The 13,145-nt window shown below is 66.2% G+C and carries 11 protein-coding genes, 2 tRNA genes and 1 pseudogene; 10 read left to right on the top strand and 4 right to left on the bottom strand.

Annotated elements, in window-relative coordinates; all coding sequences use genetic code 11:
• Positions 1–334: 334 nt before the first annotated feature.
• Positions 335–763, bottom strand: coding sequence for a protein-tyrosine phosphatase family protein (locus QSK17_RS35220; protein ID WP_285710945.1), 429 nt, complete (start codon positions 761–763; stop codon positions 335–337).
• A gap of 595 nt (positions 764–1,358) precedes the next feature.
• On the opposite strand from QSK17_RS35220, the gene QSK17_RS35215 reads away from it, so the two are divergent.
• Both QSK17_RS35215 and QSK17_RS35210 read left to right on the top strand, forming a co-directional pair.
• Complete coding sequence (locus tag QSK17_RS35215) at positions 1,359–1,652, top strand: hypothetical protein (RefSeq protein WP_285710931.1); 294 nt, start codon at positions 1,359–1,361, stop codon at positions 1,650–1,652.
• Between the two features lie 105 nt (positions 1,653–1,757).
• Positions 1,758–2,339: a hypothetical protein gene (locus tag QSK17_RS35210; RefSeq protein ID WP_285710927.1), complete on the top strand. Its 582-nt coding sequence runs from the start codon at positions 1,758–1,760 to the stop codon at positions 2,337–2,339.
• Positions 2,340–2,576: 237 nt separating this feature from the next.
• On the opposite strand, the gene QSK17_RS35205 is transcribed toward QSK17_RS35210, so the two are convergent.
• Positions 2,577–2,831 carry a hypothetical protein gene (locus QSK17_RS35205; protein ID WP_285710924.1) on the bottom strand — a complete coding sequence of 85 codons (255 nt, stop codon included), beginning with the start codon at positions 2,829–2,831 and terminating at the stop codon, positions 2,577–2,579.
• Positions 2,832–2,849: 18 nt separating this feature from the next.
• On the opposite strand from QSK17_RS35205, the pseudogene QSK17_RS35200 reads away from it, so the two are divergent.
• Positions 2,850–3,155 (top strand): annotated as a pseudogene (locus QSK17_RS35200) (tyrosine-type recombinase/integrase); the annotation flags it as partial.
• A 76-nt stretch (positions 3,156–3,231) separates the two neighbouring features.
• On the opposite strand, the gene QSK17_RS35195 reads toward QSK17_RS35200, so the two are convergent.
• A tRNA-Pro gene (locus QSK17_RS35195) sits at positions 3,232–3,308 on the bottom strand.
• An 89-nt stretch (positions 3,309–3,397) separates the two neighbouring features.
• Between QSK17_RS35195 and QSK17_RS35190 the strand changes: the two genes are divergently transcribed.
• Positions 3,398–3,468, top strand: a tRNA-Gly gene (locus QSK17_RS35190).
• Between the two features lie 377 nt (positions 3,469–3,845).
• Here QSK17_RS35190 and QSK17_RS35185 read toward each other — a convergent pair.
• A complete protein-coding gene (locus QSK17_RS35185; protein WP_285710921.1) occupies positions 3,846–4,325 on the bottom strand; it encodes an ATP-binding protein in 480 nt (159 codons plus the stop codon).
• 267 nt (positions 4,326–4,592) lie between these two features.
• Here QSK17_RS35185 and QSK17_RS35180 point away from each other — a divergent pair, with 267 nt between their 5' ends.
• From QSK17_RS35180 to QSK17_RS35155, 6 genes are all read left to right on the top strand, one after another.
• Positions 4,593–5,459: a Sco1979 family transcriptional regulator gene (locus QSK17_RS35180; protein WP_285710919.1), complete on the top strand. Its 867-nt coding sequence runs from the start codon at positions 4,593–4,595 to the stop codon at positions 5,457–5,459.
• Positions 5,460–5,654: 195 nt separating this feature from the next.
• Positions 5,655–7,022, top strand: coding sequence for a trigger factor (gene tig / locus QSK17_RS35175; RefSeq protein ID WP_285710917.1), 1,368 nt, complete (start codon positions 5,655–5,657; stop codon positions 7,020–7,022).
• Positions 7,023–7,219: 197 nt separating this feature from the next.
• Positions 7,220–7,864 (top strand): ClpP family protease, encoded by a 645-nt coding sequence (locus QSK17_RS35170; RefSeq protein ID WP_285710915.1) that lies wholly within the window; start codon positions 7,220–7,222, stop codon positions 7,862–7,864.
• Positions 7,865–7,878: 14 nt separating this feature from the next.
• Positions 7,879–8,526 carry an ATP-dependent Clp protease proteolytic subunit gene (locus QSK17_RS35165; protein WP_285710912.1) on the top strand — a complete coding sequence of 216 codons (648 nt, stop codon included), beginning with the start codon at positions 7,879–7,881 and terminating at the stop codon, positions 8,524–8,526.
• A 194-nt stretch (positions 8,527–8,720) separates the two neighbouring features.
• Positions 8,721–10,004, top strand: coding sequence for an ATP-dependent Clp protease ATP-binding subunit ClpX (gene clpX, locus QSK17_RS35160; RefSeq protein WP_285710909.1), 1,284 nt, complete (start codon positions 8,721–8,723; stop codon positions 10,002–10,004).
• A 73-nt stretch (positions 10,005–10,077) separates the two neighbouring features.
• The gene (locus QSK17_RS35155) at positions 10,078–12,666 is read left to right on the top strand and encodes a valine--tRNA ligase (RefSeq protein ID WP_285710907.1); all 2,589 of its coding nucleotides are present in this window, start codon (positions 10,078–10,080) and stop codon (positions 12,664–12,666) included.
• Positions 12,667–13,145: the final 479 nt, after the last annotated feature.

Below are 13,145 nucleotides of genomic sequence, written 5' to 3'. Positions count from 1 at the left end.
CTGCAAACTTCTCAAGCCGCGGGCGTACCAGCGCCATCTCGTCAGGTGTCACGACAGCATGATCCCGAAGTAACTCATCAAAATGATCACGTTAAGTGATCATCGATCTAACGAAGTACTACTAGTGCCGTGACCGGCAAGGTTTGCCCGGTAGGAGCGGTGTCCAGGGTGGTGCATCGCAAGGCGGAGGAGGAGGTCGTAGCGGAGCCTCCGGCCGACATTCCCGGGCCCCGCGGAAAGTCCGAGCCTGCGAGGAGTTTTCGTGGGTGGGGCGACAACGCGGCGAGGTGCCGCCCTGGGCGACGCGACGGGGCAAAGATTGACGGGAGGGGCACTAGCGGAAGCGGGAGACGAAGCGCCGCTGCCAGGGCGTCTCGACGGCGCGTGGCGCGTAATGCTCCCGGACATAGGCGACCGCGTCGCGGTTGGGCACCCCGTCCAGTACGGCGAGGCAGGCCAGTGCCGTGCCGGTTCGTCCCTGTCCGCCGGCGCAGGCGATCTCGATGCGCTCGGTATCGGCGCGCGCCCACGCTTCGCGCAACGCGTCGGCGGCCGCCGCCCGGTCGGACGGAAGCCAGAAGTCCGGCCAGCGAAGCCAGCGTGCTTCCCAGGCGACGGGAGGCGGCTCGTGTCCCAGCAAATACAGCGCGAACGAGGGTGCCGGGCCTGCCGGAAGGGGACGTCGAAGCCCCCGCCCGCGAACGAGTCGACCCGAGGGAAGACGGAGGACGCCCGCCCCCGTGGGCTCCCAAGCAGCGAACACGGCGCGAGCGTAGCCCTCCGGGCGCCCGGAAGGGAAGACCAGCCTGAGTGGCCTCTAATCATCACGTGCGGCGGAGCGTTCGCCCCGAGCCAGGTGCTCCAGGCCCCGAGGTCGGATCCAAGAATCGTGGACGGACGCCGCGCGAGAGTCGCCGATCCTCCCGGCACGGGAGGCATAGTCACGCGGAAGGCCGCCCCCGATCTTTGGGAGTGGCCTTCTGGCTGGTCAGGAAGTCGGGGCGACAGGATTTGAACCTGCGACTTCTTGCTCCCAAAGCACGGCAGCCGTGATCCCGGCCAGTAGCCGCGGCACTTCTGACCTGCGCGGACGGTCCTTCAGAGTCCGTGAACGTCCGGGATCGTGCGCCCGCGTTGTCACCCAGTTAGTCACTCAGGCGAGCACCTGATTCCAAGGAGATTCCGGGATGTCCACAAGCGTCCACTGTTGACGATGGAGCCCTGGTCATGGGCATCTCTGGGGGGTGCCCGGTCCACCGGTCTCCACGGTCGTCCAGGGCTGTTGTTAGCATCCGCGTTAGCAAGAACCTTCCCGCACCCCCTTAATCGACACGGGTCGACTGGGTCAGGAGGGCCGGTTGCTGCGCGCTGACCCGCAAGCGGCCCTCGACGGCCTGCTCCTCGTGAGCGACGCCGTCACTGCCGGGACCGTCACCCACACACGCAAGCTGCGGCGCGTCCTGGTCAAGCCGCCTCGGCTCGGCCTGGTTCGCCCGTGCGCGCTCGGCATCCCGCGCACGCTGTCCGGCAAGAAGCTGGAGGTCCCGGTACGGAAGATCCTCCTCGGCACCCCCGTCGAGCAGGCCGCCAACCCCGACTCCATGGCCAACCCCGAGGTGCTCCGCCACTTCATGCCCGACGCCTCACGCTGACGCCGGCAGGGCCTACCACGGTCGCGGGAGAGGCACTAGGAATTCCAGTCCCTTTGGGAGACGCTGGGGGCCGGTCAGCCCGTGCCTGTCAAGAGCGGAGGGCGGATGTGGTTCAGAATCCAGCGGGTAGCTGCTGCCTCATGCCTTCTTGGGGCGATGTTCGCCTCGGGGTGCTCTCAGGAGGGGGAAGCAGCCTTACCGGCCACCCCATCCACCACCACTCCTCTTCCATCCGTCGGGCAGGGAGTCGTTTCACGTTCCCCGCTCGCCGACTGCTCGGCCGATGAGGCAAGGCGTACTCTTGAAAGCTTCTTCGCGGCGTTCAACCGCGGTGAGGCGGATCTGGTGAATCGATACATGAGTGCGCCAGAGCATTGGGTATGGTGGCGTGATCCCGAGAATATGCAGATACCGGTGCCGCGCGAGCGTCTGGAATCTCGGCTAGAAGAACTTCGGAAGCGTGGATTCAGGTTCGAGTTGGCCGATTTTCTCTTCACCGGGCCTGATTCTGTACGTCGAAATTGCGATTTCGGCTTCGAGTTTCGAGTGCACTCCGGCGGCCAAAAAGGGTATGCAAAAGGCGCGGTCTCCCGCAAAGACGAGCGTATCGCCCTGTTGACCTTCGATATCTGGCCGGGAGATGCCGACAGCGCGACGGCCAAGCCGGATGCCCGCAAGAGCGGCTGATCAGGTCTCCAGTTCGGGCCAGTCGATCGTGATGGGGATGGGGTTGTGCACGGACGGCAGAGCCTCATCATGCCTTCTGATCCGTAGGGAAGGGCAGATGCCTTGTCGGCGGTTCCTCGTCCTGCTCGGCCGGCAGATACGGGCCGGTGAGGTGTGATCGTGTGAGCTGGGGTTGCTGTACGCACTGCTGTACAGCAACCTCCTAAACCTCCCATCACTGATACAGCTAGCCGAGCATCAATTGCTCCTGCTGCCGACTACCGCCCGCATCCATCGGACAAAGCGGTCTAGGACGTCCAGGATCCAGCTCCGATGATCTGTCGGCAGAAAGGGCCAGAAGACAAGGGCTGGGATGAAGGCCAGCACCAGCGTAAGTAACGGCATCACGAGCATGGCGGCGACTAGGAGCCGGAGCCAGCCAGCGGAGATGTTCATGGGTGCCGCTGCGTAGACGCCCTCCGGCGACACCGCGAGGAGCAACAGCGCGAGCAAGGCGACTCCTGGTCCGTCGCCAGCCTCGTGTTCACTTCCTCGGCCGGGACCGCCCTGGACGCGGCCAACGTCCGGCGAGCCTTCCGCAGCGTCATCAAGGACGCCAAGGGAGTCGACGCCGCCGAGTGGACACCCCGCGAACTACGGCACAGCTTCGTCTCGCTCCTCTCCGACAGCGGCATCCCGCTGGAAGAGATCTCCCGGCTCGTCGGGCACAGCAGCACGGCCGTGACAGAGGCCGTCTACCGCAAGCAGATCCGGCCGGTCCTCCAGGGCGGGGTGGTGGTCATGGACCGCATCTTCCAGCACGACTCGGAACCGTAGTCACTCAGTTAGTCACCCAGAGAACGAACGAGGCCACTTCCGAAGATCGGAAGTGGCCTTTGGCCTGGAAGAGAGCTGGTCGGGGCGACAGGATTTGAACCTGCGACTTCTTGCTCCCAAAGCAAGCGCGCTACCAAGCTGCGCCACGCCCCGCGGCGTCGATTGCACGAGCGCTCCGGAACTCCGGTACGCTTACGCCCTGACGACCGGATGAAGTCTAGACCAGATGAAGACCGGCGCGCGCGGACGTAGCTCAATGGTAGAGCCCCAGTCTTCCAAACTGGCTACGCGGGTTCGATTCCCGTCGTCCGCTCTTGTGAGAAAGGCCCAGGTCAGGGAGATGATCCCGAGCCTGGGCCTTGATCGTTATGCGGCTCACCTTTCTCGTGTGCCCGTTACGCTTCCGATACCTTCTCGCGGTGCTCGTCCAGGGGGAGAGGCACTCGCCGGGTTCCTCGCTCCGGATCGTGCATGGATTCGCGCCGTGCCCGCTCCGCGCCCTTGAAGCCTCCGGTGGGGCCTCGGCTCCGGGGTGATCGACCCAGCGAGAGAGGGATCGAAGCAACTGCGCTCAACCCCTTGCGCATAGGAGCGTCAGGAGGACGAAGGTCCGGCGGGTCCCGCCCAGGACTCTGGAGACTCTCCCCGTGAGCCCCGAGTTGCTACGCGTCGTCCGCTCCTTTTCCGGGATCAGTCGTCGGATGTGCGGAAGAGCGCCCAGACGGCCTTGCCGCCGTCGTCGAGCGCGTCCCAGCCCCATGCCTGGCTGTACGTCTCCACGATGTACAACCCCCGGCCGTGCTCGGAGATGAAGTCGGGTTCCTTTGGAGTCGGGACTTCGTCGCTGGGGTCGGCCACGGACAGGAGAATGTCCGGCGAGAGTCGGACCAGCGTCAGGGTGATCGGCTGCTCGTCGCGTACCTCGTCCGGATACAGCGCGTAGCGCACGGCGTTGGTCACGAGTTCGGACACGACAAGTGCGGCGTCGTCGCCCAGCTCCGAGAGGCCCCACTCGTCGAGTGTCGAGCGGGTGACGTCCCTGGCGGTCTTCACCGAGTCGGCCTGCGGACCGAGTGGGCAGATCGCCGTGTCGGCCGCGCTGGCGGACCTCAGCAACTCTCCGACGCTTCGGCGGGGTAGCTGGGCGGAGGGCATGGGCTTCTCCAACATCCTGCCCCTTACCTCCCGTTTGCCGCTTTTGACGTCAGTGCACCATTAGCCCAATATGCACTACGCCATGATGGGACACCCGACCGGCCCCTGCAAGACCCAAATGCACGTGCAGCTGCCTTGTGCAGCGGCACATGACGTTTTCCAGGCCGACACAGGGGGCAGACCTTGTCATCGTGGCGGGAAGTGGTGACACTGTGTGGGCTGAGGTGTGGCTCAGATCTTTCCCCTCGGCGGATGTCACGCATCGAGTGAGAGGGAGGCGCCGTGATACAGACCCAGCCGGGCTCCGGGCCGACGGCCCTTCGGATCCTCCTCGGCTCCCAGCTTCGCAAGCTCAGGGAGAACAAAGGCATCACGCGTGACGAGGCGGGCGACCTCATCCGCGGCTCCGAGTCCAAGATCAGCCGGATGGAGCTCGGTCGCGTCGGGTTCAAGGGGCGCGACGTGGCGGATCTGCTCACCTTCTACGGCGTGGAGGAGCCCGAGGCTCGCGCCGCGGTCATGGATCTGGTGGAGCGGGCCAACGAGCCCGGCTGGTGGCACCGGTTCAACGACGTGCTCCCGACCTGGTTCCAGGCGTACGTCGGGCTGGAGGAGGCGGCGTCGCGCATCCGCACCTACGAGGTGCAGTTCGTGCCCGGTCTGCTGCAGACCAAGGAGTACGCGCGAGCCGTGATCACCGCGGGCGCCGTCGGCGCCGCGCCCGAGGAGATCGCCAGGCGGGTGGATCTCCGGCTGGGACGTCAGCGTGTCCTGGACGGCGAGGGCGGCCCGACGTTCTGGGCGGTGATCGACGAGGCGGCGCTGCGCCGCCCGATCGGCGGCATCGATGTCATGAGGGGCCAGCTCCAGCACCTCATCGACCTGATGAACCAGACCAGCATCACGATCCAGATAATGCCGTTCAGCTTCGGCGGACACGCCGCGGAGGGCGGTGCGTTCAGCATCCTGCGGTTCCAGGACGCGGACCTGCCCGACATCGTCTATGTGGAGCAGCTCGCCAGTGCGCTTTATCTGGACAAACGAGACGAAGTCGATCGATACGGCGAGGTCATGGAACGGCTCTGCGCCGTGAGCACGACCCCCGACGAGACCACCGGTATGCTGCAACAGATCATGCTCGACTTGTGATCAGTCGCTCCTAGGTGTGTCTCTGCTCTAGACTGCACCTTGGCGCTGGACACCCGCCACAGTGGAGCCTGCCCGAAGGGTCGTGCCAAGGCGGTGATTCGTGCCGCTCACGTGGGCGCGGCGCGCGTAACGTGTCGCGGTAGCCGTGCTTGGCGCGCCCGCGATCACCAAATGCTTGATCAAGGAGACCACCCCGTGAAGACCGCTGTCGAGGAGCTCAGCCCGACCCGGGTGAAGCTCACCGTCGAGGTGCCGTTCGAGGAGCTCGAGCCCAGCCTGCAAGCCGCCTACAAGAAGGTCGCCCAGCAGGTGCGTGTCCCCGGCTTCCGCCCTGGCAAGGTGCCCGCCCGGATCATCGAGCAGCGCTTCGGCCGCGCGGTGGTTCTCGAGGAGACGCTGAACGACGCGCTGCCCAAGCTGTACGGCCAGGCCGTGGACGAGACCGACGTGTTCCCGGTCAGCCAGCCCGAGATCGAGGTCACCAAGATCGAGGACGGCTCGCAGGTCGAGTTCACCGCTGAGGTGGACATCCGTCCGTCCTTCGACGTCCCGGCGTACGAGGGCACCGAGGTCGTCGTCGAGGTGGCCGAGGTGTCCGACGAGGACATCCAGACCCAGCTCGACGGGCTTCGCCAGCGCTTCGCCACGCTGACCGGCGTCGAGCGCGCCGCCGCGCGGGGCGACTACGTCGTCATGGACCTGCGGGCCGAGATCGACGGCAAGAACCTCGATGAGCAGCAGGCGTCGGACGTGTCGTACGAGGTCGGCGCCGGTTCGGTGCTCCAGGGCCTCGACGACGCCCTCGAGGGGCTGTCCGCCGGCGAGGAGAAGACCTTCCGCACCACCCTGGTCGGCGGTGAGAACGCCGGCGAGGAGGCCGACGTGATCATCAACGTCAGGTCGGTCAAGGAGAAGGTGCTGCCCGAGCTGGACGACGAGTTCGCCCAGCTGGCCAGCGAGTTCGACACGCTCGACGAGCTGAAGGACAGCATCCGCGAGCAGGTCCGCCGCAACAAGCTGATCGAGCAGGTCATGCAGAGCCGCGAGAAGGCCCTCGACGCGCTGCTCGAGAAGATCGACATCCCGCTGCCGGAGAGCGCGCTCAAGGCCGAGATCGACGCGCGGAAGCACAACCTCGAGCACCAGATCGCCGAGAGCGGCCTGAGCCGCGAGGCGTACTTCCGCCTCTACCAGACGACCGAGGACGAGCGCTTCGCCGAGTTCGAGGCCGACTCTGCCAAGGCGCTGAAGTCCGGCTTCGTCCTGGACAAGATCGTCAAGGCCGAGGAGATCGGTGTCAGCGAGCAGGAGCTCACCAACTTCGTGGTGCGCCGCGCCATGCAGCTCGGTGTCGCCCCGAACACGCTGGCCCAGCACCTCGCCGACAACGACCAGCTCACGCTGGCCATGATGGAGATCGTCCGCGAGAAGGCCAAGACGGTCGTCGGCGACGCCGCCAAGGTGACCGACGAGGCAGGCAACGAGGTGGACATCAAGGCCATCTACGCCGAGCTCAACCCCGAGCAGGAGGGTGCCCCGGAGGGCGAGGAGTCCGCCGAGTAGGCCCCTGCCAGCGGCTTCACCCGGCCCCCGTCGCGCTTCGGCGCGGCGGGGGTTCCGCGTCCCCGGAGACCGTCCCGGCGCCCTCCGGCCCCATGCGCCGTCAGCGAACAGCCGCGCGAGGGGGCATGAGCTGTCGGCGCCGAGCGTTAAGGTCACAAGCAAAGCCAATCGACTTCGACGCATCGGAAGGTGACGCTGTGACCAGCCCGCCGACCTTCTTTCAGCCCACCAGCTTCGGCCCAGAGTCGCGTGGCCGTGAGAACGGTTCGTACCGCCTCGAGGACCAGCTCTACCAGCGGCTGCTCCGTGAGCGCATCGTGGTGCTCGGCACCCAGGTGAACGACGAGGTCGCCAACCGGCTCTGCGCCGAGCTGCTCCTCCTGGCCGCGGACGACCCGGACCGGGACATCTGGCTGTACATCAACTCGCCCGGTGGCTCGGTGACAGCCGGCATGGCGATTTACGACATGATGGAATACGTGCCGAACAACGTGTGCACGGTGGCGATGGGTCTGGCCGCATCCATGGGCCAGTTCCTGCTCTGCGCCGGGGCGGCGGGCAAGCGGTACGCGCTGCCCAACGCCCGCATCATGATGCACCAGCCGTCCGGCGGCATCGGCGGCACCGCGGCCGACATCGCGATCCAGGCCGAGCAGATGCTCTACGTGAAGAAGACCCTGGCCGAGCGGATCGCGTTCCACACCGGCCAGCCGCTCGACCAGATCGAGCGCGACTCCGACCGTGACCGCTGGTTCACGGCCGAGGAGGCCAAGGACTACGGCTTCATCGACCACGTAGTGCGTAGCGCACGGCAGGTGCCCTCTGAGGGCGCCGTCTCATGAGTGGAGCTACCGAAGTGAATGAGCTGATCCGGCCGGGAGACATCAACGGCCGTTACATCATCCCTTCGTTCGTCGAACGTACGACGTACGGCGTGAAGGAGATGAACCCATACAACAAGCTGTTCGAAGATCGCATCATCTTCCTCGGCGTGCAGATCGACGACGCCTCGGCGAACGACGTCATGGCGCAGTTGCTCACCCTGGAGTCGCTCGACCCCGACAGGGACATCAGCATCTACATCAACTCGCCGGGCGGCTCGTTCACCGCGATGACGGCGATTTACGACACGATGCAGTTTGTCCGTCCGGAAATCCAGACGGTGTGCCTCGGGCAGGCCGCGTCCGCCGCGGCGGTGCTGCTCGCCGGTGGCACGCCCGGCAAGCGCTTCGCGCTGCCGAACGCCCGTGTCCTGATCCACCAGCCGTCCACCGAGGGCGGCGGCCAGGGCAGTGACATCGAGATCCAGGCCCGCGAGATCCTGCGCATGCGGGATCTGCTCGAGGACATTCTGGCGAGGCACTCGGGCAAGTCGCCGGACGATGTCCGCAGGGACATCGAGCGCGACAAGATTCTCAGCGCAGAAGAGGCGAAGGCGTACGGGTTGGTCGACGACATCATCCCGACGCGGAAGAAGCGCGCTGCGGCGGTCGCTGCTTCCTAAGGAAGTCGAACGCACCGGAACGGTGCCCATTTGGGCACGTTCCGGTGCGACTCACCGCCAGGGGGCTCACTGAGGGTCCGGGAGACGGTAACGTCGATACCTGAGCGGGATGACGTTTTCGCACCGAGTCAGAGCGGGTGGCGGACGGAACTGACCGCGTCAGCAGGGCGGTCCCACGCAAAGGAGTATCTGGGGTGGCACGCATCGGCGACGGGGGAGACCTGCTGAAGTGTTCGTTCTGCGGCAAGAGCCAGAAGCAGGTCAAGAAGCTCATCGCCGGACCCGGCGTCTACATTTGCGATGAGTGCATCGATCTCTGCAACGAGATCATTGAGGAGGAGCTCTCCGAGTCCTCCGAGTTGAAGTGGGACAACCTTCCCAAGCCGCGCGAGATCTACGAGTTCCTCGAGGCCTACGTCATCGGTCAGGACAAGGCGAAGAAGGCGCTCTCGGTGGCGGTCTACAACCACTACAAGCGCGTCCAGTCCGGTGAGCGCGGCCGGGACGACGGCCTGGAGCTGTCCAAGTCCAACATCCTGCTCCTCGGCCCGACCGGGTCCGGCAAGACGCTGCTCGCGCAGACGCTGGCCAAGATGCTCAACGTGCCGTTCGCCATCGCCGACGCCACCGCCCTGACCGAGGCCGGGTACGTCGGGGAGGACGTCGAGAACATCCTCCTCAAGCTGATCCAGGCGGCGGACTACGACGTCAAGAAGGCCGAGACCGGCATCATCTACATCGACGAGGTCGACAAGATCGCCCGCAAGAGCGAGAACCCGTCGATCACGCGGGACGTCTCCGGTGAGGGCGTCCAGCAGGCCCTGCTGAAGATCCTTGAGGGGACCACCGCGAGCGTGCCTCCCCAGGGCGGCCGCAAGCATCCGCACCAGGAGTTCATCCAGATCGACACCACCAACGTGCTGTTCATCTGCGGTGGCGCCTTCGCCGGGCTCGAAAAGATCATTGAGTCCCGGGTCGGCAAGAAGGGGATCGGCTTCAACGCCATCATCCGCTCCAAGGAGGAGATGGACTCCTCGGACATCTTCTCCGATGTCATGCCGGAGGACCTGCTGAAGTTCGGCATGATCCCGGAGTTCGTCGGCCGGCTTCCCGCGATCACCTCGGTGCACAACCTCGACCGGGACGCGCTGATCCAGATCCTGACCGAGCCGCGGAACGCGCTGGTCAAGCAGTATCGCCGCCTCTTCGAGCTCGACAACGTCGAGCTGGAGTTCTCCGACGACGCGCTCGAGGCGATCGCTGACCAGGCCATCCTGCGCGGCACCGGTGCCCGTGGCCTGCGGGCCATCCTGGAGGAGGTCCTCCTCTCGGTGATGTACGAGGTGCCGTCACGTGAGGACGTCGCCCGCGTCGTCATCACCCGTGAGGCCGTCCTGGAGCACGTCAACCCGACGCTCGTGCCGCGGGACCAGCTCCAGGCGAAGCAGCAGCGCACCCCGAGGGAGAAGTCGGCCTGACCCGGCTCCGGAAAGGGCCGGCGGCCCCCACCCGCACGTAGTGGCATGGGTGCGGACACGGACGGCCATACAATTGGTCACCGTGACAACGCCTGAACTGCCAACCCAGTACGCACCCGCCGACGTCGAGACCCGTAGCTACGAGCGCTGGGTATCGGAGGGCTTCTTCACCGCGGACCCGGGCAGCGGGCGTGAACCGTACAGCATCGTGCTTCCGCCGCCGAACGTGACCGGCTCGCTGCACGTCGGGCACGCGCTGGACCACTCGATCCAGGACGCGCTCACCAGGCGGGCCCGGATGCGCGGCATGGAGACCCTGTGGGTCCCCGGCATGGACCACGCGGGCATCGCCACGCAGAACGTCGTCGAGCGGGAGATCGCCAAGGACGGCCTGTCCCGTCACGACCTGGGGCGCGAGGCGTTCGTCGACCGGGTGTGGCAGTGGAAGGAGGAGTCCGGCGGGCGCATCCTTGGCCAGATGGAGAAGCTCGGCGACGGCGTGGACTGGTCACGCGAGCGCTTCACGATGGACGAGGGGCTCTCCCGGGCCGTCCAGACCATCTTCAAGAAGCTCTTCGACGACGGGCTCATCTACCGCGCCGAGCGCATCATCAACTGGTGCCCGCGCTGCCTCACCGCGCTCTCCGACATCGAGGTGGAGCACAGCGACGACGAGGGCGAGCTCGTCTCCATCCGGTATGGATCGGACGAGACCGAGATCGTGGTCGCCACCACGCGGGCCGAGACGATGCTCGGCGACACCGCGGTGGCGGTCAACCCGTCGGACGAGCGCTACGCCCACCTCATCGGCAGGTCCGTGGAACTGCCGCTCACCGGTCGCCGGATCCCGATCGTGGCCGACGAGCACGTCGACCCGTTCTTCGGAACGGGCGCGGTCAAGGTGACCCCTGCTCACGACCCCAACGACTTCGAGATCGGCCGCCGTCACTCGCTGCCGTCGATCGCGGTCATGGACGAACGCGGTGTGATCACCGCCCACGGTCCCTTCCAGGGGCTGGACCGGTTCGAGGCCCGGCCGGCGGTGATTGCCGCGCTTCGCCAGCAGGGCAGGATCGTCGCGGAGAAGCGTCCCTACCTGCACTCGGTCGGCCACTGCTCCCGCTGCAAGACCGTGGTCGAACCGCGGTTGTCGCTGCAGTGGTTCGTCAATGTCTCGCCGCTGGCCAAGGCGGCCGGGGACGCCGTTCGCGACGGCCGCACCCGGATCCACCCGCCGGAGCTGGCCAAGCGCTACTTCGACTGGGTCGACGACATGCACGACTGGTGCATCTCGCGCCAGCTGTGGTGGGGCCACCGGATCCCCGTCTGGTACGGCCCGGAGGGCGAGGTCGTGTGCGTGGGGCCGGACGACGAGCCCCCGGCGGGCTATGTCCAGGATCCGGACGTGCTCGACACCTGGTTCTCCTCCGGCCTCTGGCCGTTCTCCACGCTGGGCTGGCCGGAGGCCACACCGGAGCTCAAGCGTTTCTATCCGACGTCCGTGCTGGTCACCGGGTACGACATCCTCTTCTTCTGGGTCGCCAGGATGATGATGTTCGGTCTGTACGCGATGGACGGACAGCCGCCGTTCCGTACGGTCGCGCTGCACGGCATGGTGCGCGACCAGTTCGGCAAGAAGATGTCCAAGTCGTTCGGGAACGTGGTCGATCCACTGGACTGGATCGCCCGTTACGGCGCCGACGCCACCAGGTTCACCCTGCTGCGCGGTGCCAACCCGGGATCCGACGTCGCCATCAGCGAGGACTGGGCGGCCGGGTCGCGCAACTTCTGCAACAAGATCTGGAACGCGACGCGGTTCGCGCTCATGAACGGCGCGGTCGTGGACGGCCTGCCGTCCGAGCTCACGGCCGCCGACCGCTGGGTGCTGTCCAGGCTGCAGAGCGTGATCGCGTCCGTGGACGCGGCTTTTGAGGACTTCGAGTTCGCCAAGGTCTCCGACGCCCTCTATCACTTCGCCTGGGACGAGGTGTGCGACTGGTACGTCGAGCTCGCGAAGATCCAGATCTCCCAGGGCGGGGAGCTGGCGGAGAACACCAAGCGCGTTCTCGGGCACGTCTTCGATGCGTTGCTGCGGCTGCTGCACCCGCTGGTGCCGTTCGTGACAGAGGAGCTGTGGCGGGCACTGGCCGGGGGCGAGTCGCTGGTCGTCGCCGACTGGCCGGTCCCGGTCCCGGAGCTGGCCGATCCCGTGGCCGAGGAAGAGATCGCCGCGCTCCAGGAGCTCGTTACCGAGGTGCGGAGGTTCCGCTCGGACCAGGGGCTCAAGCCCGGCCAGCGAGTGGCCGCCCGGCTCTCCCTCTCCGGTACGACCCTCGCTCCGCATGAGGAGTCCATCCGGGCCCTGCTTCGGCTGAACGCACCGGATGAGACCTTCACGGCCACCGCGCGCATCGCGGTCGGCACCGTGGACGTGGAGATCGACACCGCCGGGGCCATCGACGTCGTCGCGGAGCGCAAGCGCCTTGAGAAGGACCTCGCCGCCGCGCGCAAGGAGCACGCCCAGGTGACCGGCAAGCTCGGCAACGAGCAGTTCATGGCCAAGGCGCCGGAGGACGTGGTGGCGAAGGTGCGCAGCCGTGCGGCCCAGGCAGAGGAGGACATCGCGCGCCTCCAGGCCCAGCTCGCCGCCCTTCCCGGTTAGGTCGCGCGGTAGGCCGGCCCGCACAGGTTTGAGTGACCCCGGAGTGGGAAAGACTCCAAAGTTGCCTCATGTGTGCGCGGCCGGCCCCGTGGGATGGTAAAGTTCCTTCTCGCAGGGCTCGCCCGGCGCGTCTCACTTCCCTCAGGGAAATGAGTGCTACGGTTCCTGTATCTCCTCCAACTGATCGGAATTCCGATTGTCTTGGCGCAATTCGACAGGATTGCGAACGGATAGTAAGTTGGAGGGGTTGCCCCGGAGACGGGGCGGCTGCGATTCCTTCGGGGTTGCGGGGTTCGGGTCAAGTGTTCCGAAATGGGACGGTTTGACACGGACCGGGCGACACGGAAGAATGGTAAACAGAAAGAACGAAGCGAATAACGCCCCGGAGCGGATGGCTCGGTTTCGAGTCTGAGGTGATGGTGGTCGCGTCCGTTTCTTGAGAACTCAACAGTGTGCTAAAAGCCAGTGCATGATGCACA

It is taken from the genome of Microtetraspora sp. NBRC 16547, from assembly GCF_030268965.1.
GTDB lineage: Bacteria > Actinomycetota > Actinomycetes > Streptosporangiales > Streptosporangiaceae > Microtetraspora.
Note: the sequence above shows the minus strand (reverse complement) of the source record. Positions and strands in the feature narration are given on the sequence as shown.